Annotated in this window: 24 protein-coding genes; 6 read left to right on the top strand and 18 right to left on the bottom strand. The window is 57.9% G+C overall.

Annotation, left to right across the window (positions count from 1 at the left end):
* Positions 1-32 precede the first annotated feature (32 nt).
* The 5 genes from AC3WS9_RS02655 to AC3WS9_RS02635 form a co-directional block, all read right to left on the bottom strand.
* Positions 33-419 (bottom strand): winged helix-turn-helix transcriptional regulator, encoded by a 387-nt coding sequence (locus AC3WS9_RS02655; RefSeq protein ID WP_282493338.1) that lies wholly within the window; start codon positions 417-419, stop codon positions 33-35.
* 62 nt (positions 420-481) lie between these two features.
* Positions 482-982, bottom strand: coding sequence for a protein disulfide oxidoreductase (locus tag AC3WS9_RS02650; protein ID WP_492486552.1), 501 nt, complete (start codon positions 980-982; stop codon positions 482-484).
* A complete protein-coding gene (locus AC3WS9_RS02645) occupies positions 972-1,556 on the bottom strand; it encodes a DsbA family protein (protein WP_492490294.1) in 585 nt (194 codons plus the stop codon). Before AC3WS9_RS02645 ends, AC3WS9_RS02650 begins: the two co-directional genes overlap by 11 nt.
* Positions 1,557-1,558: 2 nt before the next feature.
* Positions 1,559-3,571 carry a protein-disulfide reductase DsbD family protein gene (locus tag AC3WS9_RS02640; protein WP_492486550.1) on the bottom strand — a complete coding sequence of 671 codons (2,013 nt, stop codon included), beginning with the start codon at positions 3,569-3,571 and terminating at the stop codon, positions 1,559-1,561.
* A gap of 48 nt (positions 3,572-3,619) precedes the next feature.
* Complete coding sequence (locus AC3WS9_RS02635; RefSeq protein ID WP_492486548.1) at positions 3,620-3,967, bottom strand: copper resistance protein; 348 nt, start codon at positions 3,965-3,967, stop codon at positions 3,620-3,622.
* A gap of 169 nt (positions 3,968-4,136) precedes the next feature.
* On the opposite strand from AC3WS9_RS02635, the gene AC3WS9_RS02630 reads away from it, so the two are divergent.
* The 3 genes from AC3WS9_RS02630 (at position 4,137) to AC3WS9_RS02620 (ending at position 6,935) form a co-directional block, all read left to right on the top strand.
* Positions 4,137-4,985, top strand: coding sequence for an SDR family oxidoreductase (locus AC3WS9_RS02630; protein ID WP_492486546.1), 849 nt, complete (start codon positions 4,137-4,139; stop codon positions 4,983-4,985).
* An 81-nt stretch (positions 4,986-5,066) separates the two neighbouring features.
* Complete coding sequence (locus AC3WS9_RS02625) at positions 5,067-5,891, top strand: AraC family ligand binding domain-containing protein (RefSeq protein ID WP_492486544.1); 825 nt, start codon at positions 5,067-5,069, stop codon at positions 5,889-5,891.
* A 75-nt stretch (positions 5,892-5,966) separates the two neighbouring features.
* Positions 5,967-6,935 carry a DMT family transporter gene (locus AC3WS9_RS02620; protein ID WP_282493477.1) on the top strand — a complete coding sequence of 323 codons (969 nt, stop codon included), beginning with the start codon at positions 5,967-5,969 and terminating at the stop codon, positions 6,933-6,935.
* Between the two features lie 90 nt (positions 6,936-7,025).
* On the opposite strand, the gene AC3WS9_RS02615 is transcribed toward AC3WS9_RS02620, so the two are convergent.
* Positions 7,026-8,675 carry a methyl-accepting chemotaxis protein gene (locus AC3WS9_RS02615; RefSeq protein ID WP_492486542.1) on the bottom strand — a complete coding sequence of 550 codons (1,650 nt, stop codon included), beginning with the start codon at positions 8,673-8,675 and terminating at the stop codon, positions 7,026-7,028.
* 248 nt (positions 8,676-8,923) lie between these two features.
* Here AC3WS9_RS02615 and ytfE point away from each other — a divergent pair, with 248 nt between their 5' ends.
* Positions 8,924-9,586: an iron-sulfur cluster repair protein YtfE gene (ytfE, locus tag AC3WS9_RS02610; RefSeq protein WP_282493331.1), complete on the top strand. Its 663-nt coding sequence runs from the start codon at positions 8,924-8,926 to the stop codon at positions 9,584-9,586.
* 214 nt (positions 9,587-9,800) lie between these two features.
* Here the strand turns inward: ytfE and cycA are convergent, their stop codons facing one another.
* Together cycA and bamJ are read right to left on the bottom strand one after the other, a co-directional pair.
* Positions 9,801-11,210, bottom strand: coding sequence for a D-serine/D-alanine/glycine transporter (cycA, locus tag AC3WS9_RS02605; protein WP_285145730.1), 1,410 nt, complete (start codon positions 11,208-11,210; stop codon positions 9,801-9,803).
* A gap of 309 nt (positions 11,211-11,519) precedes the next feature.
* On the bottom strand, positions 11,520-12,140 hold the full coding sequence (bamJ, locus tag AC3WS9_RS02600; protein WP_174348693.1) for a BamJ family beta-barrel-assembly machinery protein: 621 nt from the start codon (positions 12,138-12,140) through the stop codon (positions 11,520-11,522).
* Between the two features lie 233 nt (positions 12,141-12,373).
* Here bamJ and AC3WS9_RS02595 point away from each other — a divergent pair, with 233 nt between their 5' ends.
* Positions 12,374-13,018 carry an OapA family protein gene (locus AC3WS9_RS02595; protein ID WP_324723454.1) on the top strand — a complete coding sequence of 215 codons (645 nt, stop codon included), beginning with the start codon at positions 12,374-12,376 and terminating at the stop codon, positions 13,016-13,018.
* Between the two features lie 35 nt (positions 13,019-13,053).
* Here the strand turns inward: AC3WS9_RS02595 and AC3WS9_RS02590 are convergent, their stop codons facing one another.
* The 5 genes from AC3WS9_RS02590 to rpsF all read right to left on the bottom strand — a co-directional run bounded on the left by AC3WS9_RS02590 (position 13,054) and on the right by rpsF (position 15,582).
* Positions 13,054-13,989, bottom strand: coding sequence for a DMT family transporter (locus AC3WS9_RS02590; protein WP_492486539.1), 936 nt, complete (start codon positions 13,987-13,989; stop codon positions 13,054-13,056).
* A gap of 153 nt (positions 13,990-14,142) precedes the next feature.
* Complete coding sequence (gene rplI / locus AC3WS9_RS02585; protein ID WP_059179941.1) at positions 14,143-14,592, bottom strand: 50S ribosomal protein L9; 450 nt, start codon at positions 14,590-14,592, stop codon at positions 14,143-14,145.
* A 41-nt stretch (positions 14,593-14,633) separates the two neighbouring features.
* Positions 14,634-14,861, bottom strand: a complete 228-nt coding sequence (rpsR, locus tag AC3WS9_RS02580; RefSeq protein ID WP_000135199.1) for a 30S ribosomal protein S18 — start codon at positions 14,859-14,861, stop codon at positions 14,634-14,636.
* A gap of 4 nt (positions 14,862-14,865) precedes the next feature.
* The gene (priB, locus tag AC3WS9_RS02575; RefSeq protein WP_100777875.1) at positions 14,866-15,180 is read right to left on the bottom strand and encodes a primosomal replication protein N; all 315 of its coding nucleotides are present in this window, start codon (positions 15,178-15,180) and stop codon (positions 14,866-14,868) included.
* 6 nt (positions 15,181-15,186) lie between these two features.
* Positions 15,187-15,582 carry a 30S ribosomal protein S6 gene (gene rpsF, locus AC3WS9_RS02570; RefSeq protein ID WP_011915632.1) on the bottom strand — a complete coding sequence of 132 codons (396 nt, stop codon included), beginning with the start codon at positions 15,580-15,582 and terminating at the stop codon, positions 15,187-15,189.
* Positions 15,583-15,924: 342 nt separating this feature from the next.
* On the opposite strand from rpsF, the gene yjfY reads away from it, so the two are divergent.
* Entirely contained in the window at positions 15,925-16,200 is a 276-nt protein-coding gene (gene yjfY / locus AC3WS9_RS02565) for a DUF1471 family protein YjfY (RefSeq protein WP_285145727.1), read from the top strand.
* An 80-nt stretch (positions 16,201-16,280) separates the two neighbouring features.
* On the opposite strand, the gene AC3WS9_RS02560 is transcribed toward yjfY, so the two are convergent.
* Genes AC3WS9_RS02560 through ulaB form a run of 5 tightly spaced genes read right to left on the bottom strand, consistent with a single transcriptional unit; the run spans position 16,281 to position 19,276 of the window.
* Positions 16,281-16,967, bottom strand: a complete 687-nt coding sequence (locus AC3WS9_RS02560; protein WP_492486523.1) for an L-ribulose-5-phosphate 4-epimerase — start codon at positions 16,965-16,967, stop codon at positions 16,281-16,283.
* Positions 16,954-17,820 carry an L-ribulose-5-phosphate 3-epimerase gene (locus AC3WS9_RS02555; protein ID WP_285153583.1) on the bottom strand — a complete coding sequence of 289 codons (867 nt, stop codon included), beginning with the start codon at positions 17,818-17,820 and terminating at the stop codon, positions 16,954-16,956. Before AC3WS9_RS02555 ends, AC3WS9_RS02560 begins: the two co-directional genes overlap by 14 nt.
* Positions 17,821-17,829: 9 nt before the next feature.
* Positions 17,830-18,480 carry a 3-keto-L-gulonate-6-phosphate decarboxylase UlaD gene (gene ulaD, locus AC3WS9_RS02550; RefSeq protein WP_282493322.1) on the bottom strand — a complete coding sequence of 217 codons (651 nt, stop codon included), beginning with the start codon at positions 18,478-18,480 and terminating at the stop codon, positions 17,830-17,832.
* Positions 18,481-18,493: 13 nt separating this feature from the next.
* On the bottom strand, positions 18,494-18,961 hold the full coding sequence (gene ulaC / locus AC3WS9_RS02545) for a PTS ascorbate transporter subunit IIA (protein ID WP_492486520.1): 468 nt from the start codon (positions 18,959-18,961) through the stop codon (positions 18,494-18,496).
* A gap of 9 nt (positions 18,962-18,970) precedes the next feature.
* A complete protein-coding gene (gene ulaB / locus AC3WS9_RS02540; protein WP_282493320.1) occupies positions 18,971-19,276 on the bottom strand; it encodes a PTS ascorbate transporter subunit IIB in 306 nt (101 codons plus the stop codon).
* Positions 19,277-19,281 lie beyond the last annotated feature (5 nt).

Genomic DNA, 19,281 nt, shown 5'->3' with positions numbered 1-19,281 from the left:
CCGGGTAAGCGTCAGCGCCACCCGGCAATCCATCACGCCGCACGGTCGTCCCGATGGGCCAACACCTGCGGCGTATTCACCTCGATCCAGTCCGCCAGATCGGCAACCTTCTCGCTCACCTCAACGCCCAGCGGCGTCAGGCTGTACTCCACGTGCGGGGGCACCACCGGATACGACACGCGATCGACAAATCCGTCCTGCTCCAGCGCCTGCAGCGACTGGGCCAGCATCTTCTCGCTGACGCCACCCATCTTGCGGCGCAGGTCGCTAAAACGATGCGTCCCCTGGCGCAGCGCCACCAGGATCAGCACGCCCCAACGGCTGGTAACGTGCTTAAGTACATCCCTGGACGGACACTGTTCGGCAAACAGATTGCCGTCGCGCATTTGCTCGCTGAGAGTCGGGATTGACGTTTTCATACTCACCTTTCTGAGGGTACTTACTAAAAGTTAGCGATAAGTGGCGATAGTGTGCCATATCATCACCCCGCCCACCAGAGCCGCAGCTTCATGCCCCAACCGCTGGTGTAACCGGTAGTCAAAGATTTCACCTCCCCGTGCGAGATAATCAGCACCGTCGGCGTGACCTGCACCTGCCAGCTTTTCGCAAGCTCACCCTTTGGATCGTTAACCGTCGGCATCGCGTATCGCTTTTTCGCCAGCCACTGGCTCAGCGCCGCATCCTCACCGGAGCGCAGCGCGACGGTGAGGACGTTTCCGCCCTCCTCCGCCATGTTCGCCACCGACGGCGTGGTGTAGCGGCACACGCCACACCAGGTCGCCCAGACGTACACCAGCAATGGTCGATCCTGGCTCAGCTTCGCCAGATCCACCGATTCGCCGTCCAGCGTCTGCAGCGGGGTGCTGATGAATGTCGCGGGGAGCTCAGGCTTGCGGAACTGATCCACAATCACAACCGCGGCTGCCGCAATCAGCAGCCAGACGATGCCTTCGCGCAGCCAGCGCGCGAGGTTACTGCGCATCTTGCTTCGCCAGCTCTTCTTTCACCAGCGCCTCCAGGTCGTCGTAGGGAATTGCACCCGGCACCATGGTTTTGCCGACGAGAGTCGCCGGCGTGCCCTGCACGCCCAGCACCTGAGCAAGAATCAAATTCATCTGTAGGGTTTCACCGCTCTTCTCATCCGCTTTGATGGCCGCAGTCCCCGTCTTCCGCTGCGCGGCCAGGATAGAGTCGTCATCGTGATAGCCCTTCTTCGACATCAGCCGGTGGTGCAGATCCCAGTACTGCTGCGGCTGCTGTCGCCACGCGGTCAGGGCGATACGCGCGGAGTTGGCAGAGCTTTCGCTGCGAAACGGCAGGAGTTTCACCACCAGTTTGACGTCCGGAAATTTCTGCACGATTTTCTCCAGCTCCGGATCGAACTGCTTGCAGTACGGGCAGTTGTAATCGGTAAAGGAAACCAGCGTCAGGCGCGGTTTTTCCGCCCCCATCGCGGGGGTATCGGGGTCGTTCCAGAGCAAATTCTCCAGATCGGGTTCGCCGGCAAAACTCAGAGTCGAAAAACAGAACAGCAGAAGTGTGGCTAAAATACGCATCATTATTTTCCTTTGGCATCGGTCAGGGTCTGGAGCACATCATCGCGGTCCAGCAGCGGCGGCAAGACGCGGCCTTGCTCGAGTCCGGGGCCGTAAATTTGGTTGAAGGGGACGGCGGCACTCTGGCGCGCGCGGAGGAACTGGCCGATGGTCTCTGACGGACGGCTCCAGTCACCGCGCAGGGCTACCACGTCCGGCGCGCTGAGGGCATCTTGCACTTCGTCGCGCAGCAGGACATTGTATTTGTTGGCTTTACAGGTCACGCACCAGTCGGCGGTGACATCCACAAATACCCTTTTGTTGTCCGCCAGCGCAGCGGTGAGGGCCTCTTCGCTGAGCGGCTGCCAGGCAATGCGATCTTTCGTAAGCCCCGTATGGCCGGAGCGCAACAGCACAAGAATCATGGCGAGCGCCACGATCGCGGCCAACGTGCTCCAGAGCGCCACCCGCCAACCCCAGCGCCACAGCGTGGCGAGCAGCAGCGCGATCAAAAGGAGCGCGCTAAACGCCTGCGTCGGCAGTTGCCCGATGTGAACGGCGAGCAGGCTGGCAAGCCACAGGCCTGACACGAGCATCATCAGCCCAAGGATTATCCGCACGACGTTCATCCAGCGCCCCGGACGCGGCAGGCGCAGCGCCAGCCCCGGCCAGGCGGCGATCAGCAGCCACGGCAGGCTCATGCCAATCCCCATCACCAGGAAGATCCCCCACAGCAGCGATAAGGGGGCGACCAGCGCCACCGACACCGCTGTGCCGAGGAACGGCGCGGTACAGGGTGTCGCCAGCAACGTCGCAAAAGCCCCCTGACAGAAATGGCCCACCAGACCATTCCCGCCGCGCGTGGCGAGAAATGTTGAAAAACCGGATGAGAGGCGGATCTCAAACAGCCCCAGCAGGCTGGCGCTGAAGCCCACCATCACCAGCACCATTGCCGCGATAAACCACGGATTCTGGAACTGGATGCCCCAGCCCAGCGCCTGATTGCTGAGGCGCAGGGCGGTCATCATCAGCGCGAGCGCAAGGAACGAGGTCACAATCCCGGCGGCCGAAGCCATAAACTGCTGGCGCACGACGCGGCGATGGGTCGTTGAGGCCTGCACGATGCTGCCCAGCTTCATCGCCAGCACCGGGAGTACGCACGGCATGACGTTGAGGATCAGCCCTCCAGCCAGCGCCATCAGCAGGATCCAGCCAAGGGATAACGGGGCGGCGCTGGATTGAGTCTCCCCCACCGTCACCCGGCTCTCCTGCGCCTGGCCGCTGTCGGCTAACACCAGCGACAGGGTTTTGCCTCTGAGATCCGGTGCGGCATCGCCCCAGCCGTCGCTGACGGGCAGCGTTGCGGTCAGGGTCTGGCCGTCAACCCGGTAAACCGGTTTGCCAAAATCCGTGTCCGCGAGGGTGTCGATAAAGAGCTCGGGGTTTTGCCAGCCCGCCTCGCGGGTAGCGGTGACAGTCAGCTTTTCTGCGCCGAAACCGGCGGTGAGCCGGGAAGTCAGCCCCTCAGAAAGCGGCAGCGTGCCCAGCGCGCGGCTGAAGTCGTAGCTGAACTGCGGGTCGGCGGGCGCACTGAGATCCAGCGCGAAGGGGTAGTCCGTCAGGATGCAGACGTTGCTGCAGGTGGAGAGCGTCAGCACGCCCGCCAGTTTCTCGGGCATTGTGCCGCGCAGAGTAATGGGGAAAGAGACCTTGCCGTCGTAACCTTGAGTCGAAATCCCGGCCACCTCGAAACGCTGCGGCACCGGCCAGCGCCAGTCCATCTCCAGCGGGGTTTGCCATTTGATGGCGGGCGCAATGCCGCCTTCCCCCGGCGATCGCCAGTAGGTTTTCCAGCCTTTCTCCAGGGAGAAGTCCAGCAGCAGGCGCGTGTCGCCCTTTTGCTGAGCGTCGGCCCGCAGGCGAACGCTGGCGTGATCGTTATCCGCGGCGCGCAGCCAGCCGCTGTCGGCGGCCTGACTGACGGGCAGCCATAGCCAAAGCAGGCAGATCAGAAGCTGCCTTAAAAATGCGTGCATTTATTTTCTCCATAAATAATTGATTAACCTGAATTCGCAGGCAATCAATCATTCACGGAAGACGCAGAGTCGCAGATGCACCCGCAATCGGGGCGGAGAGATGACGCGAGGCGGCCAGCGGCGCACCGGACGATGCGGTACGGCGGCCAGAATCGCCAGCACCAGGGTGATGGCAAACAGCGCGCCCTCAAACATGATCGGCGGCGTTGCCAGCAGGGATTTGGCACTCAGCTCGCAGGGGGTGACCGGGGCATCGCCGTCGACACTTTGCTGAGTCACAGGAGAGGCGTTCATCACCAGCGCGTGCAGCCCCGCCATGCGCTGGGTCGTGCAGACAAGCACCACCAGACATGCCAGAGCAACAAGAAGAAAAGCTTTACGCTGACGCGGGATCATAGACGCCTCAATCAAATTCAGGCGCTTATCTTAGCGGCAAAAAAGGCGCGGTGCTGTAAAGAAACGTCTTCATGACGCATTTGAAGCTTACCTTTTTGTACGTACTTACTAAAAGTTAGTGGCAATGCTAATGTGCTTCCACACCAGACAAACACCGAGGACATACCCGATGATCGCAATTACCGGCGCTACCGGCCAGCTTGGCCAACACGTTATCGACAACCTGCTGAAAACCGTACCTGCCAGCCAGATCGTGGCGATTGTGCGTAACCCGGCGAAAGCCGAGGCCCTGAGCCAACAAGGTATCGTTGTGCGTCAGGCGGATTACACGGATCGGGCGGCGTTCACCGCAGCCCTGAGCGGCGTAGAAAAACTGCTGCTGATCTCCTCCAGCGAAGTCGGCCAGCGCGCGACTCAGCACCAGAACGTCATCAATGCCGCCAAAGCCGCGGGCGTGAAATTCATCGCCTACACCAGCCTGTTGCATGCGGATCAATCCCCGCTCGGCCTGCACGTTGAACACGTTCAGACTGAAAAAGCGCTGGCCGAGTCCGGCATTCCTTACGCTCTGCTGCGTAACGGCTGGTATACGGAAAACTATCTCGCCAGCGCACCACCCGCTCTGGAGCACGGCGTATTTATCGGCGCGGCGGGTGACGGTAAAATCGCCTCGGCCACGCGCGAAGATTACGCGGCGGCAGCGGCTATCGTTGTCGCCGGAGAAGGCAACGCGGGCAAAGTGTACGAACTGGCAGGTGACAATGCCTGGACGCTGAGCGACCTGGCCGCCGAACTGAGTAAACAGAGCGGCATACCGGTGACCTACCAGAACCTGAGCGAAGCCGATTTCGCCGCCGCGCTGAAAGGCGTGGGCTTACCGGCCGGGCTGGCGGATATGCTGGCAGACTCCGATACGGGCGCCTCTAAGGGCGGTCTGTTCGACGACAGCCATACCCTTAGCAAGCTCATCGGTCGCCCGACCACGACGCTGGCAGAGAGCGTCAAAGGCATTCTGTAAGCGTTAAACATTGGTTAATTTTTGTGGCGTCCCCGTGGGCCATCTCTGATAATGAAAAGATAACCCACCCGGAGGCTCACCGTGCAAGGCGTACCCGAACAGTTCATCGATGAGAGAGACAGCGCGCGCTTTCGCCATCTGGCGCAGGTGCCGGGCGTCGAACTGTATCATGCGCATATCTCACGCTACGCCTTTGAACCTCACACCCACGAAGCCTTCGGGATCGGCGCGATTGAAGCCGGTGCCGAGCGCTTTCGTTATCGCGGCACCCAGTATGTCGCCCCCATCCATTCCGTTGTCACCATGAATCCTGACGAGCTGCACACCGGCGAAGCGGCGACCGACGACGGCTGGCGCTACCGGATGGTCTATCTCGACCCCGACCTGCTCGAAGAAGTGACCGGCATCCGCCACTGGTGGTTTAGCGACGTTACGCGCCATGACCCGCAGCGCTCGCAGCAGATCTGTCAGCTGATTTATGGACTCTGGCACACGGACGATCCGCTGGCGCAGAAGGGTTTGCTGCTGGATCTGATCGATACCTTCCAGCCGCTGGCGCGCCATGCGCCGGTGATTCAGGAAGGGGCGCATCGCTTTGAGCGGGCGCGCGAGTATCTGCACGATAGCTATATGCATCCGGTCACGCTGGACGAGCTGGCCCGCGTGGTCTCCCTCAGCCCGTACCATTTCCAGCGCCAGTTTAAAGCCCACTTTCACGTCACGCCGCACCAGATGCTGATGGCGATCCGCCTGTGGCGCGCCAAAGCTTTTCTTACCCTCGGCATGCCAGCCGCTGAAGTGGCTGCCGCCACAGGTCTCACCGACCAGTCGCACCTCACCCGCGCCTTTACCCATCGCTACGGCATCACACCGGTTCGCTATCAGAAGCAGGTCGTCCGGCGCTAATGCGCAATCTCATACAATATTCCCGACGTGCGTCCTCCTACACTGCACGCAGGTTTCTCTGACGTGGATGGCAAAATGATTAGCGGCGTGTTGTATGCCCTGCTGGCGGGTTTGATGTGGGGGCTGATTTTTGTCGGGCCGTTGATTGTGCCGGAATACCCGGCGGTGCTGCAGTCGATGGGGCGCTATCTGGCGCTGGGGCTGATCGCCCTGCCGCTGGCGTGGCTGGGCCGGGCGCGTCTGCGCCAGCTGACTCGCCGCGACTGGGCCACTGCCCTGGGCCTGACCATGATGGGCAATATTATCTATTACGTCTGCCTGGCGAGCGCCATTCAGCGCACCGGCGCGCCGGTTTCCACCATGATTATCGGCACGCTGCCGGTAGTGATCCCGGTGTTCGCCAATCTGCTGTACAGCCAGCGCGACGGCAAACTGGCGTGGGCAAAAATGGTACCTGCGCTGGTCTGTATCGCCATCGGGCTGACGCTGGTGAATATCGCCGAGCTGCGCCACGCGAATGTGGGCGAGTTTGACGGCTGGCGGTACGGTTCCGGGATTTTGCTGGCGTCGGTGTCGGTGGTCTGCTGGGCGTGGTATGCCCTGCGCAACGCCCGCTGGCTGCGGGAGAATCCGGATAAGCATCCGATGATGTGGGCAACCGCCCAGGCGCTGGTGACGCTGCCGGTTTCGCTGCTGGGGTATGCGGCGTCTTGCTGGTGGCTGGGAGTGCAACAGCCGGAATTTGCGCTGCCGTTTGGCCCGCGTCCGTGGCTGTTTGTCGGCCTGATGGTGGCGATTGCGGTGCTGTGCTCGTGGGTCGGTGCCCTGTGCTGGAATATCGCCAGCCAGAAACTGCCGACGGTGATCCTCGGGCCGTTGATTGTCTTCGAAACCCTGGCCGGGCTGCTTTATACCTTCCTGATGCGCCAGAGCGTGCCGCCGCTGTTAACGGGGTGCGGGATTGCGCTGCTGGTGGTGGGGGTGGTGATCGCGGTCAGAGCGAAACCGGAAAAACCGACAGTGGTTCCGGTGGCCGAAATGTAAAAAAAAGCCCGGTGGCGCTGCGCTTACCGGGCCTACGATTTGGATTTGGTTTTGGTAGGCCGGATAAGCGCAAGCGCCATCCGGCGTCTGTCAGAAGGTTTCCCAGTGAGCTTCGTTCACCGTCGCCACAGGCCTGGCTTTCGGCGAATGGGTTTTCACCGGTGCCGCTTTCACCGCCTGACCGCGGGTGATTTTAAACACCGCCACAGCTTCGTTCAGACGCGCGGCCTGATCTTCCAGCGCTGCCGCTGCGGCTGCCGATTCTTCCACCAGCGAGGCGTTCTGCTGGGTCACGCGATCCATCTCCGCCACCGCCTGACCCACCTGGTCAATACCGCGGCTCTGCTCATCGGACGCCGAGGCGATTTCGCCCATGATGTCGGTCACGCGGGTTACGGCATTCACGATCTCCGCCATGGTCTCCCCGGCCTGATTCACCAGCGCCGAACCGGCGTTGACGCGATCGCCCGAATCATCAATCAGCCCTTTGATCTCTTTCGCCGCCTGAGCGCTGCGTTGCGCCAGAGTACGAACTTCACCTGCCACCACCGCAAAACCACGGCCCTGCTCGCCTGCGCGCGCGGCTTCTACCGCCGCGTTCAGCGCCAGAATGTTGGTCTGGAAGGCAATGCCGTCAATGACGTTGGTGATCTGGGCAATTTTGCTGGAGCTGGTGGCGATCTCATCCATCGTGCGCACCACGCCTTCCACCACGCTGCCGCCTTTTTTGGCGGTAGTCGAAGCGTCCAGCGCCAGGCGAGAAGCCTGACGGGCGTTGTCGGCGTTTTGCTTCACGGTGGCGGTCAGCTGTTCCATGCTCGCGGCGGTCTCTTCCAGCGATGCGGCCTGCTGCTCGGTACGGGAGGAGAGATCGTTGCTGCCGGCAGAAATTTCGCCCGCGCCGGTATAGATGGTGTCAGCCCCTTCGCGCACCACGCCAACGGTGTTCGCCAGCGCGGTTTGCATCTCCTGCACGTTACGCGCCAGTACCGCCATTTCATTTTTGCCCTGGGCGTCGATCGGCTGCGTCAGATCGCCCGCCGCAATCGCGCGGATATGGCTGATGACGTCATGCAGCGGAAGCAACAGCACGCGGCGCATCGCAATCCAGCTGGTGACAATCACCGCCACGACCACCAGCATAATGGCGGAGAGGATCCACAGGATGCGGGTGTAGTCGCTTTCGTTGTCCTGAATGCCTTTGTTGGTCAGTTTGGCCTGCGCTTCGCGCCACTCGCGATACACTTTTTGCATCGAGGTCTGCTTCTGCTCAGCGTTTTGCTTGAACATATCTTCCAGATTGCCCTGCGCCAGCAAGGTGTTCATCTGCGTCAGGGTCGCGGAGTAGAGGCGATATTGCTCTTCCAGCTGGCTGGAGAGCTTTTCGTCCATCCCCGGCGTTTCCGGCAGGGCGTAGTATTTGTCGTAATGGCTCTGCGCGTCGGCCAGCAGGTTTTTCGCGGTGCCGACCAGCTCGTTTAGCTGTCCGCCGTTGATCTGGCTGGCGACGCTGCTCTGTAAGCGGAGCATCCCGCGGTTAAGGGTCACACGCGCCTGGTTGAGGCTGATCCAGGCGTCGGTAAATTCCGCCACGTTCTGGCTGGAGAGCTGAGAAACGGTGAAATTGTCTTTGTCGTTATTCAGGGCATTGATGAATACCCCGGCGGAGATCAGCTGGACGGCGCCCAGCCCGAGCAACACCGAGATCAAGAGGGTGATGACTTTTATACGTTTAAACATGCGATGCCTTTAGTTATATGCAGGATTTTGTCTGACCTGTATCTATCGGCAGGGGCGCGGGGTTGTTTAACGTGATGTCGGGCGCGAGAAGCCCGATCCCGGAATTTTTTAAATCCATTCAGCAAGTTAATACTTCAAAATAATTGTGACGTATCTCTCATTATTGCCGCTGCCACCAAAGAGTTATAGCCCTGCTTTAAAGATGCATTTAATATGCATCTTATATTCTTGATGATGAGGAAACTGCTATGGCCTTTCGCGACCAACCTTTAGGCGAGCTGGCGCTCTCCATTCCCCGCGCATCTGCGCTGTTTCGCCAATACGATATGGATTACTGCTGCGGCGGGAAACAAACGCTGGCGCGTGCGGCTCTGCGAAAAGAGCTGGATATTGACGTAATTGAAGCCGAGCTGGCGCGACTCGCTGAGCAGCCCATCGAGAAAGACTGGCGCAGCGCGGCGCTGGCGGAGATCATTGACCACATCATCGTGCGTTACCACGATCGCCACCGCGAACAGCTGCCGGAATTGATTTTGCAGGCGACCAAAGTTGAGCGCGTGCATGCCGATAAAGCCTCGGTCCCGCGCGGGCTGGCGAAATACCTGACCATGCTGCACGAAGAGCTCTCCAGCCATATGATGAAAGAGGAGCAGATCCTGTTCCCGATGATCAAACAGGGGATGGGCAGCCAGGCGATGGGGCCGATCAGCGTGATGGAGAGTGAGCATGACGACGCGGGTGAACTGCTGGAAGTGATCAAGCACACTACCAATAACGTGACGCCACCGGCGGATGCCTGCACGACATGGAAAGCGATGTACAACGGCATCAACGTATTGATTGACGATCTGATGGAACACATCAGTCTGGAAAATAACGTCCTGTTCCCGCGCGCATTAGCCGGGGAATAAAAAAAAGCCCGGTGGCGGCTTCGCCTTACCGGGCCTACATTTCGTGCATTTGTCGCCTTCGCAGGCCGGATAACCGAATCGCCATACGGCAACAGAATTTCGTGTATTTGTCGCCTTCGTAGGCCGGATAAGCGAAGCGCCATCCGGCATCAGAATTTCGTGCATTTGTCGCCTTTGTAGGCCGGATAAGCGCTAGCGCCATCCGGCAACAGACTTAACGCACGCCTGCCATACGTTTCTTACCGATAAACAGCCAGCCTAACCCCAGCGCGATAAACCACAGCGGCGTCACAATCAGCGCCTGACGGGTATCATCTTCCAGCGTCAGCAGAACCAGCACGAACACAAAGAACGCCATGCAAACCCAGCACATCAGCTTACCGAGCGGCATTTTGTAGATCGATTTTTCATGCAGCTGTGGACGCTGTTTGCGGTACACCAGGTACGAGCAGAGGATAATCGTCCAGACAAACATGAACAGGATCGCCGACACCGTGGTGATCATGGTGAACGCGCCAATCACGCTTGGGTTCACGTACAGCATCACCACACCGCCCAGAAGGCAGATGCAGGAGAAGGTCAGCCCTTTCGCCGGTACGGCGCGCTTGGAGAGCTTCGCGAATGCGCTCGGCGCCACGCCTTCCTGCGCCAGACCGAACAACATACGGCTGGTCGAGAACACGCCACTGTTGGCAGACGAGGCCGCCGAGGTCAGCACCACGAAGTTAATCAGGCTCGCTGCCGCTGGCAGCCCCACCAGTACGAACAGTTCGACGAACGGGCTCTTGGTTGGGACAACCGAGCTCCACGGCGTCACGGACATAATCACGATCAGCGCGAAAACGTAGAACATGATGATACGAATTGGAATCGAGTTAATCGCGCGCGGCAGGGATTTCTCCGGATCTTTAGTTTCCGCCGCGGTGGTGCCCACCAGCTCGATGCCCACGAATGCGAAGACCGCAATCTGGAAGCCCGCGAAGAAGCCGCTCAGCCCTTTCGGGAACCAGCCGCCGTCATTCCACAGGTGCGTAAAGGAAGCCTGCACGCCGGTCGGTGACTGGAAGTGCGTCAGCACCATCACCAGGCCCACGACAATCAGCCCGACGATAGCGACGATTTTAATCATCGCGAACCAGAACTCCATCTCACCGAACATTTTCACGGTGGCGAGGTTGAGGCTCAGCAGCAGGACAATCACCGCAAGGGACGCCACCCAGTCGGAAAGGCCGGGGAACCAGAACTGCGCGTAGGCGGTGATGGCGACGACGTCAGCCATACCGGTGACGACCCAGCAGAACCAGTAGGTCCAGCCGGTAAAGTATCCCGCCCACGGGCCGAGCAGGTCGGAGGCGAAGTCGCTGAAGGATTTGTATTCGAGATTCGAGAGCAGCAATTCACCCATTGCCCGCATCACGAAGAACAGCATAAAACCGATGATCATATAGACGAAGATGATCGACGGCCCGGCAAGGCTGATGGTTTTGCCCGACCCCATGAACAGCCCCGTGCCGATGGCACCGCCGATGGCGATAAGCTGAATATGACGGTTTGTGAGATTGCGCCGTAGCGACTGTTCAGACGATGCCTCTTCGTCGGCAACGACTTTTACCTGATCTACCATGTGATTTTTTCCTGTTTGTGCCTGTCTGTGTTGTTAAGGCTCTTCTGGCCTTTAAATACGTCAATACATGACGGTCCCCGTAAAAGGACTCATCGATAGTAGGTAAGAATCGGCGGGATGAATACTATGAAATAGATATTATGTTAATAATATGTTTAAAGTGAGTGTCATATCACTCATACAACGCGAAACAGCTCACAAAAATACACGCAACTCGGCTGTTTGCAAGATTAAATATTGATATCGGCGTAACTATAGGTTTTCTCACTACTTCCTCTCCCGCAGCGGGAGAGGAAATGCGTATGCCGATTACAGGATTTCCAGCAGCTCGACTTCAAACACCAGGGTGCTGAATGGCGGGATGGACGCGCCAGCGCCACGCTCGCCGTAAGCCAGGTTCTGCGGGATAGTCAGTTCCCATTTGGAACCGACCGGCATCAGGGTCAGCGCTTCGATCCAGCCTGGGATCACGCCGTTGACCGGGAATTCAGCCGGTTCGCCGCGCGCCACGGAGCTGTCGAACACGGTGCCGTCGATCAGTTTGCCGGTGTAGTGCACGCGCACGTGGTTAGTGCGAGCCGGGATTGCGCCTTCGCCCTGAGTGATCACGCGGAACTGCAGGCCGGATTCGGTGCTGTTCACGCCCTCTTTCTCACGGTTTTCTTCCAGGTATTTCACGCCTTCAGCGGCCATTTCTTCGAAACGCTCGCGACGAACGGCATCTGCACGCTCGTGAACTTCACGCAGTGCGCGGTGCACAACGTCTACCGGTACAGCCGGGTGTTTGCCTTCCAGCGCGTCAGCGATACCCGCCACCAGTGCTTCAGGTAACAGTCCTTCCAGGCCGGATTCGCTCAGCTGCTGTCCTACCTGCAAACCGATACCGTAGCTTGCCTGCGCTTCGATAGTGTCAAAAGTCGGGGTGGTCATGGGTTTTCCTTCCATCACATTTAAAGTAGCGGGCAGCATATCAGCCACGCCCTTATGGGTAAAACTTTGTCTTAAGTTAAGATGACAAACTGCGGCGAAACAGAAACAATAGGGGCGACCAGGTGTTTTCCTAAACATGAGTCACACGAGTCGGGTTTACTACGCCATTCAGGCAGTTAGCAGACTATACTTCTCAGGACAGGATTATAATGATGCGGAGCAGGAGGAGAGCCATGCCCGGGCGATTTGAACTGAAACCTACCCTGGAGAAAATCTGGCATGCGCCGGACAATTTTCGCATCATGGATCCGCTGCCACCGCTGCACCGCCGGGGCATTATTATTGCCGCGCTGGTGGTGGTGATCGGATTCCTGCTTCCTTCTGGCGATGACAGCAGCGATGCGCAGCCCGTGAGCCGCAACGCGCAGCTGGACATTCAGTCGCAGTCCCGGCCGCAGCCGGATCAACAGCCGATGCAGACGCAGCTGGTCACGCCGTCAAACGATCCTGATCAAGTCGCGCCGGTCTCCCCGGAACCGGTTCAGGAAGAGCAGCCGCAGGAACAGGCCGCCGCGCCCGTTCGGTCGCAGGCGCAACAGCCGCCAGGGATTGATCAGCAGTGGCGCGCTTACCGCGTCGAACCGGGTAAAACCATGGCGCAGCTGTTCCGCGACCATAATCTGCCGCCGACCGATGTCTATGCGATGGCGCAGGTAGAAGGCGAAGGAAAACCCCTCAGTAACTTGCAGAATGGCCAGATGGTGCAGATTCGCCAGAACGCCAGCGGCGTCGTGACGGGCCTGACGATTGATACCGGAAACGGGCAGCAGGTGCTGTTTATGCGTGAGCAAAACGGCAACTTTATGCGCGTGAAATAATCGAGATGCCCGGTCGCGCTGACCGGGTGTTCACATCAGACGGTTTTTTTCGCCTTATTCACCCACCAGATCCCCGAGCAGACCAGCACCAGCGCGATAGCGTATTTGATGTCCAGAATGTTTTCCCCAAGGAAAATGGCCGACAGCACGGTACCGGCAACGGGAATAACAAAGTTGAACGGCGCGATCATGCTGACGCGGTTCACTTTGAGCAGCATACTCCAGAGGGCAAAGGCCACGGACGACAGCAGCGTCAGGTAGCCGAGCACCGCCACCGCCGCCTTGCTGTGCACTTCCAGCGTTCCGCCCGTCAAGTAGCCCCCCACCACCATCGCCAGCCCGCCAATAGCAAGTTGCCAGCCGGTCATCACCGTCGGGTCGACGGTTTGCGAAATCCGTTTTCCGTACAGCGTAGCGGCAGAGAGGATAAACGCCGCCAGCACCACAAAACCGTCGCCCTTCCAGACAAAGTGGAAATCCATCAATCCGCTGTTGAAGTTCACCAGCATCACGCCCGCAAAGCCGAGAATACAGCCGATGGTTTTGTTATAGCTGAGCTTGTCGTTCTGATAGATAAAGTGCGCCAGCAGCACGCTGAAGAAGGTCCCGGTCGCATTCATGATCGAGCCTTTCACGCCTGTGGTGTACGCGAGACCCACATAGAAGAAAACGTACTGGATTGACGTCTGGGTCAGGCCCAGCAGCGTCAGCTGTCCAAACTGCCGTGGCGTGAGCCGGGCAATCGGCTTGCGCTGCGCGAGGGCAAACATCAGCAATATCAGACCGGCGAAGAGAAAACGGTAGCCAGCGAAGACCACTTTCGACGGAATATCGTCGGTGGCAATCTGGAAAAGTTCGTAGCCGCTTTTGATCGCCGGATAAGAGCTTCCCCACAGCAGGCAGCAGAGCGTGGCGCTGGCGTAGGCGATTTTCTTACGGGCAAACAGGGATACGGGTTGAGGGGCGTCCATAGCAAATCTCAGAGATAAAATGGCGTTTCATTTATTATCAGGGAATGCGACGGGAATAGCTACCATACAAGGTGAGGCGTGTGATTTTGGTGGGGCTTAAAAAACAAAACGCCGGCACAAGGCCGGCGCTTCAAACGCTAACAGAGTAAAAAATTACTCAGCTACAACGTTAACAACCAGTTTAGCGAACACTTCGCTGTGAACCTGGAAGTCCACTTCGTGCTCACCAGTGGTACGCAGAACGCCGTTCGGCATGCGAACTTCGCTCTTAGCCACTTCAACGCCAGCTGCAGTTACAGCGTCAGCGATGTCGCGAGTACCGATAGAACCGAACAGTTTACCTTCGTCGCCAGATTTAGACGCGATGGTAACGGTGCCCAGTGCATTGATTGCTTCAGCACGAGCATTAGCAGCCGCCAGAACGTCAGCCAGTTTGGCTTCCAGTTCAGCACGACGTGCTTCGAAAAACTCTACGTTTTTCTTAGTAGCTGGAACAGCTTTACCCTGTGGAACCAGGAAGTTACGTGCGTAACCCGCTTTAACGTTAACCTGATCACCCAGGCTGCCCAGGTTTGCTACTTTATCAAGCAGAATAACTTGCATTACCTTATCCTCTTAAAGTCGTATTAATGGACCGTGCCCGATTACTGATGACGATCAGTGTACGGCAGCAGGGACAGGTAGCGAGCGCGTTTGATAGCGCGAGCCAGCTGACGCTGATATTTTGCACGAGTACCGGTGATACGGCTTGGGACAATCTTACCGCTTTCGGTGATGTAGTTTTTCAGCGTTGCGATATCTTTATAGTCGATCTCTTGAACGCCTTCCGCGGTGAAACGGCAGAACTTGCGACGACGGAAATAACGTGCCATATGGCTAGTCTCCAGAATCTATCAAATCAATCTGCTCGGCATGCAGAACCATTTTGCTCAGGCCGTTCTTTGCCTTGTGGCAAGAGATGAACCCCTGAACGGTGACTGCACAGCCGACCGTTATACTGTGAGTAATGGCCTGGTTTTCGTGTCCGCTAATAATAACGGGCATTTGGCACCACGCCTGCCGGTGAAACCCGGCTTCCTCCTGCACAGAACGATGCTCAAGCACGAACTGGCAATGAGGAATTCCTGATGGGCTGACCTTACGAAGGGGGGTCCTGCACACGGTACCGGACAACACCAGACGGTTGGTCATCAGAAATTACTCTTCAGAATCCCCAGCATCAGAATCATCTGCGGTTTCGTTTGCGAAATCATCGCGACGCTCACGGCGCTCGTCTTTCGCTTTAACCATCGGAGATGCTTCGGTAACTGCGTTCTTAGTACGCATTACCATGCTGCGGATAACGGCGTCGTTGAAGCGGAAGTTAGTTTCCAGCTCATCGATCGCTTCCTGCGGAGCTTCAACGTTCAGCAGAACGTAGTGAGCTTTGTGCAGTTTGTTGATCGGGTAAGCCAGCTGACGGCGGCCCCAGTCTTCCAGACGGTGGATCGTACCTTCTGCTGCAGTGATTGCACCAGTGTAACGTTCGATCATACCCGGAACCTGTTCGCTCTGGTCAGGATGGACCATAAAAACGATTTCGTAATGACGCATCGAATTGCTCCTTACGGATTATTCAGCCTCCTGTCTGGGTCAGCCGCGGCCCATGGAGGCAAGGAACGTGTTAAAGGGCGGCCGAAAAATTGACGCGTCATTCTAATTGCGAACCCCCAAAAACTCAAGCTGATTGCACAAATAATTCGCACAAACCGTGAAGCGGGTCTAAGTAGATGATTTAAAATTAGACACATCGAAAAGCGCGACTTTTTTGAACAACAGCATCAGAAATGGTCGCCATTCGCCACACTATTAGCGATTACACTTTAATCAGACCCTATCCCCGGTGAAAAGGAGAGGAAAAACCGTCACACAGCACGCAGTCGTGGAGCGCATATCATGAAAAAAATCGTAATAGCCATTCTGGCTGCGCTTTTGCTCAGTGCAAACGCGATGGCAGCCATCAAGATCGACGGTCGACAGGCCAGAAATATGGATGATGTGCAGAGCTTAGGTGTTATTTACATAAACCATAATTTCGCCACCGAAAGTGAAGCAGATCAGGCGCTGAATGAAGAGACCGATGCACAGGGCGCACAGTATTACCACGTAATATTGACCCGCGAGCCCGGTAGCAACGGCAATATGCATGCCAGCGCAGATATCTATCGATAAGACTTTGACGCTAGCACCAGGAAAGCCAACAACGAGAATATAGCCATAGTTTGACTTGCCCCCTGCCCGGGGGCTTTTTTTTATTTCTGCCCGTAGTAGGCGTTCGGACCGTGTTTGCGCTGGTAATGTTTGTTCATCAGATAGCTGTCGATGGGCTGAAGCTGCGGGTTGATCCCGCGCGCAATCCACGCCATTTTCGCCACCTCTTCCATCACCACCGCATTGTGCACCGCGTCGTGCGCACTTTTGCCCCACGCGAACGGACCGTGCTGCCAGACGACAATCCCCGGCGTATGCAGCGGTTCACGCTCACCGATCGTCTCGATAATCACTTTCCCGGTGTTGAGCTCATATTCGCCCTGCACTTCCTCTTCGGTTAACACCCGGGTACAGGGGATGTCACCAAAGAAATAGTCCGCGTGCGTGGTGCCCAGCGCCGGAATCGCCAGCCCGGCCTGCGCCCAGGCCGTTGCATGGGTCGAGTGGGTATGCACCACGCCGCCGAGGGACGGAAAGCGGCGATAGAGCGCCAGATGGGTAGCGGTATCCGAAGAGGGATTCCATTTCCCGTCGATGACGTTGCCGTCGAGATCCACCACCACCATATCCTCTGGCCGCATGACGTCGTACGCCACGCCGCTGGGTTTGATTGCCACCCTCCCGCGTTCACGATCGATCGCGCTCACGTTGCCCCAGGTAAAGGTCACCAGACCGTAGCGCGGCAGATCCATATTGGCGTCAAACACCTGCTGTTTAAGCTGCTGCATGAGAAGCCTCCAGCAGTCCCGCCCGTGCCATCCGCTCGCGAACCCAGTCGCGGGCTTTCGCCACTTCGGCAATCGGGTCGTCTGACGTTTCACTCCACATCTCAATCAGATACGGTCCGCAGTAGCCGCTCTGTTTGAGCGTCCGGAAGCACTGTTCGAAATCCACCACTCCGGTGCCGAAGGGGACGTTTTTGAAAACGCCTGGACGCGTGTCTTTGACGTGAACCGCCACGATATGCCCGCGCCCGGCCTGCAGTTCCATCTGCACGTCGTTGTCCCATGCGGAAAGATTGCCGATGTCAGGGTAGATCTGGAACCACGGATTATTGAGATAATGCGCGTAGCCCAGCGCCTTGCTGATGGAGTTCATCAGCGGGTAATCCATGATCTCCATCGCCAGCGTCACCTGCGCACGGCTGGCCATCTCGACGCTCTCCTTCAGCCCCTCACGAAAACGACGGCGCGTTTCGTCATTGGCTTCCTGATAGTAAACGTCATAGCCCGCCAGCTGGATCACGCGAATACCGACATCCTGCGCGAAGGTGATGGCTTTGCGCATGATCTCCAGGCCCTGGTTGCGAACCTCGTCGTCCTCGCTGCCGAGGGGAAAACGACGATGCGCACTCAGACACATCGACGGCACCCTCACGCCGGTTTCCGCTACCGCATTGACCAACGCCAGACGTTGTTCACGGCTCCAGTCGAGACGAGAAAGGCGTAAATCCGTCTCGTCCACGGACATTTCAACAAAATCGAATCCCAGCTTTTGCGCCAGCAGCAGGCGCTCAAGCCAGCACTCCCCCGCAGGGAGCGCCTTTTCATAGATACCCAGCGGGACCTGTTTCGATAACATACCCGCTCCTTAGCCCCACAGCTGGGCGATGGAACGTTTGAACTGACGCGCAGCTTCGACCGGAGAAGCGGCATCACGAATGCTGCGCCCGGCGATGAAAACATGAATCGGAATGCCTTTAAACAGCGGTAAATCTTCCAGCGCCAGGCCGCCCGTCACGGTGACTTTAAAGCCCATATCCGAAAGACGCTTAATCGCGCTGATATCGGCATCACCCCAGGCCACACCCGCCGCCTGCGCGTCACGGCTGCGGTGATAAACCACCTGCTGAATGCCCGCGTCATGCCACTCCTGCGCCTGTTCCCAGGTCCAGTAGCCGGTCAGTTCAATCTGCACGTCGCCGTTGAACTCTTTCGCCACTTCCAGCGCGCCTTTGGTGGTGTTGATATCCGCACAGCAGATCACCGTCACCCAGTCGGCGTTGGCTTCAAAGCACATCCGCGAAAGGATTTTTCCGGCATCGGCAATTTTGGCATCTGCCAGCACGATTTTGTGCGGGTACAGGGCTTTTAGATCGCGTACGGCGCGAACGCCCTCTCCGACGCAAAGAATGGTGCCGACTTCGATGATGTCCACTTCTTCCGCAATCAGGCGCGTGGTTTCATACGCATGGGCCATCGTTTGGTTATCCAGCGCGACCTGCAACATCGGTAATGACATATTCAATTCCCTCTTAAACTGCCGCCGCATTGGCGTGATCGATTAAATCCAGCACGTCCTGCTCGGTACGGCAGGCGCGTAAACGGTCGAAATTGGCTTCATCATCAAACAGATTCACGATCTGCATGATGCCCACTTCCTGATGGGTGGTGGCATCGACTGCCGCCATGGTGATCAGGATATCGACTGGGTCGTTGTCTTCATGGTTAAAGACCAGCGGTGTTTTCAGCGTGACCAGCGCGAAGCCGGTTTTTTTGACGCCCTCTTCCGGGCGGCCGTGCGGCATCGCAAGGCCTGGGGCAATGACGAAATACGGTCCGTGCTGCGCCACGCCATCGAGAATGGCCTGGTAATAGCGCGGCTCAACCACATCTGCCTTAACCAGTAAATCGACGCCCAGTTTGACGGCCTCCTGCCAGGTGCCGGCCTCGGCCTGAAGCTGGATGGAACGGTTCTCCGCCAGCGAATCACGTAATTTCATCTCGCGTCCTTATTTGATGTCACCGGGGAAGTGCTCTTTGATGACGTCCATCAGCTTCGGACCGAAATCCGCGGCGGAGAGCATATTGCGCACGCCCACCACGTATTTATTGCCCGTCACGGTGATTTCGCCGGCGATATGCGTGGAGGCAATGATGATATCCGCCCCGCTCAGCTCGCTTTTGTACTCACCCACGGCGCAGCTATTCACCGAATGATCAACGCCCTGCCCGGTGAGAAACTGGTCCACTTTCATTTTCATGATCATGGAGCTGCCCTGCCCGTTACCACACACTGCCAGAATACGTACGGTCATAATCA

It is taken from the genome of Lelliottia sp. EB106-05-01-XG201 (genome assembly GCF_058791735.1).
This window is presented reverse-complemented; position numbering and strand designations above follow the sequence as displayed.

Bases quoted from the DNA above. Each gene is read 5' to 3' on its own strand.
- AC3WS9_RS02615 (WP_492486542.1), bottom strand. From the start codon at position 8,675: ATGTTTAAACGTATAAAAGTCATCACCCTCTTGATCTCGGTGTTGCTC.
- yjfY (WP_285145727.1), top strand. From the start codon at position 15,925: ATGAAAAAAATCGTAATAGCCATTCTGGCTGCGCTTTTGCTCAGTGCA.
- AC3WS9_RS02645 (WP_492490294.1), bottom strand. From the start codon at position 1,556: ATGCGTATTTTAGCCACACTTCTGCTGTTCTGTTTTTCGACTCTGAGT.
- AC3WS9_RS02620 (WP_282493477.1), top strand. From the start codon at position 5,967: ATGATTAGCGGCGTGTTGTATGCCCTGCTGGCGGGTTTGATGTGGGGG.
- ulaC (WP_492486520.1), bottom strand. From the start codon at position 18,961: ATGAAATTACGTGATTCGCTGGCGGAGAACCGTTCCATCCAGCTTCAG.
- priB (WP_100777875.1), bottom strand. From the start codon at position 15,180: ATGACCAACCGTCTGGTGTTGTCCGGTACCGTGTGCAGGACCCCCCTT.
- bamJ (WP_174348693.1), bottom strand. From the start codon at position 12,140: ATGACCACCCCGACTTTTGACACTATCGAAGCGCAGGCAAGCTACGGT.
- cycA (WP_285145730.1), bottom strand. From the start codon at position 11,210: ATGGTAGATCAGGTAAAAGTCGTTGCCGACGAAGAGGCATCGTCTGAA.
- AC3WS9_RS02635 (WP_492486548.1), bottom strand. From the start codon at position 3,967: ATGATCCCGCGTCAGCGTAAAGCTTTTCTTCTTGTTGCTCTGGCATGT.
- ulaB (WP_282493320.1), bottom strand. From the start codon at position 19,276: ATGACCGTACGTATTCTGGCAGTGTGTGGTAACGGGCAGGGCAGCTCC.
- AC3WS9_RS02555 (WP_285153583.1), bottom strand. From the start codon at position 17,820: ATGTTATCGAAACAGGTCCCGCTGGGTATCTATGAAAAGGCGCTCCCT.
- rplI (WP_059179941.1), bottom strand. From the start codon at position 14,592: ATGCAAGTTATTCTGCTTGATAAAGTAGCAAACCTGGGCAGCCTGGGT.
- rpsF (WP_011915632.1), bottom strand. From the start codon at position 15,582: ATGCGTCATTACGAAATCGTTTTTATGGTCCATCCTGACCAGAGCGAA.
- AC3WS9_RS02560 (WP_492486523.1), bottom strand. From the start codon at position 16,967: ATGCAGCAGCTTAAACAGCAGGTGTTTGACGCCAATATGGATCTGCCG.
- ulaD (WP_282493322.1), bottom strand. From the start codon at position 18,480: ATGTCATTACCGATGTTGCAGGTCGCGCTGGATAACCAAACGATGGCC.
- AC3WS9_RS02655 (WP_282493338.1), bottom strand. From the start codon at position 419: ATGAAAACGTCAATCCCGACTCTCAGCGAGCAAATGCGCGACGGCAAT.
- AC3WS9_RS02590 (WP_492486539.1), bottom strand. From the start codon at position 13,989: ATGGACGCCCCTCAACCCGTATCCCTGTTTGCCCGTAAGAAAATCGCC.
- ytfE (WP_282493331.1), top strand. From the start codon at position 8,924: ATGGCCTTTCGCGACCAACCTTTAGGCGAGCTGGCGCTCTCCATTCCC.
- rpsR (WP_000135199.1), bottom strand. From the start codon at position 14,861: ATGGCACGTTATTTCCGTCGTCGCAAGTTCTGCCGTTTCACCGCGGAA.
- AC3WS9_RS02640 (WP_492486550.1), bottom strand. From the start codon at position 3,571: ATGCACGCATTTTTAAGGCAGCTTCTGATCTGCCTGCTTTGGCTATGG.
- AC3WS9_RS02630 (WP_492486546.1), top strand. From the start codon at position 4,137: ATGATCGCAATTACCGGCGCTACCGGCCAGCTTGGCCAACACGTTATC.
- AC3WS9_RS02650 (WP_492486552.1), bottom strand. From the start codon at position 982: ATGCGCAGTAACCTCGCGCGCTGGCTGCGCGAAGGCATCGTCTGGCTG.
- AC3WS9_RS02595 (WP_324723454.1), top strand. From the start codon at position 12,374: ATGCCCGGGCGATTTGAACTGAAACCTACCCTGGAGAAAATCTGGCAT.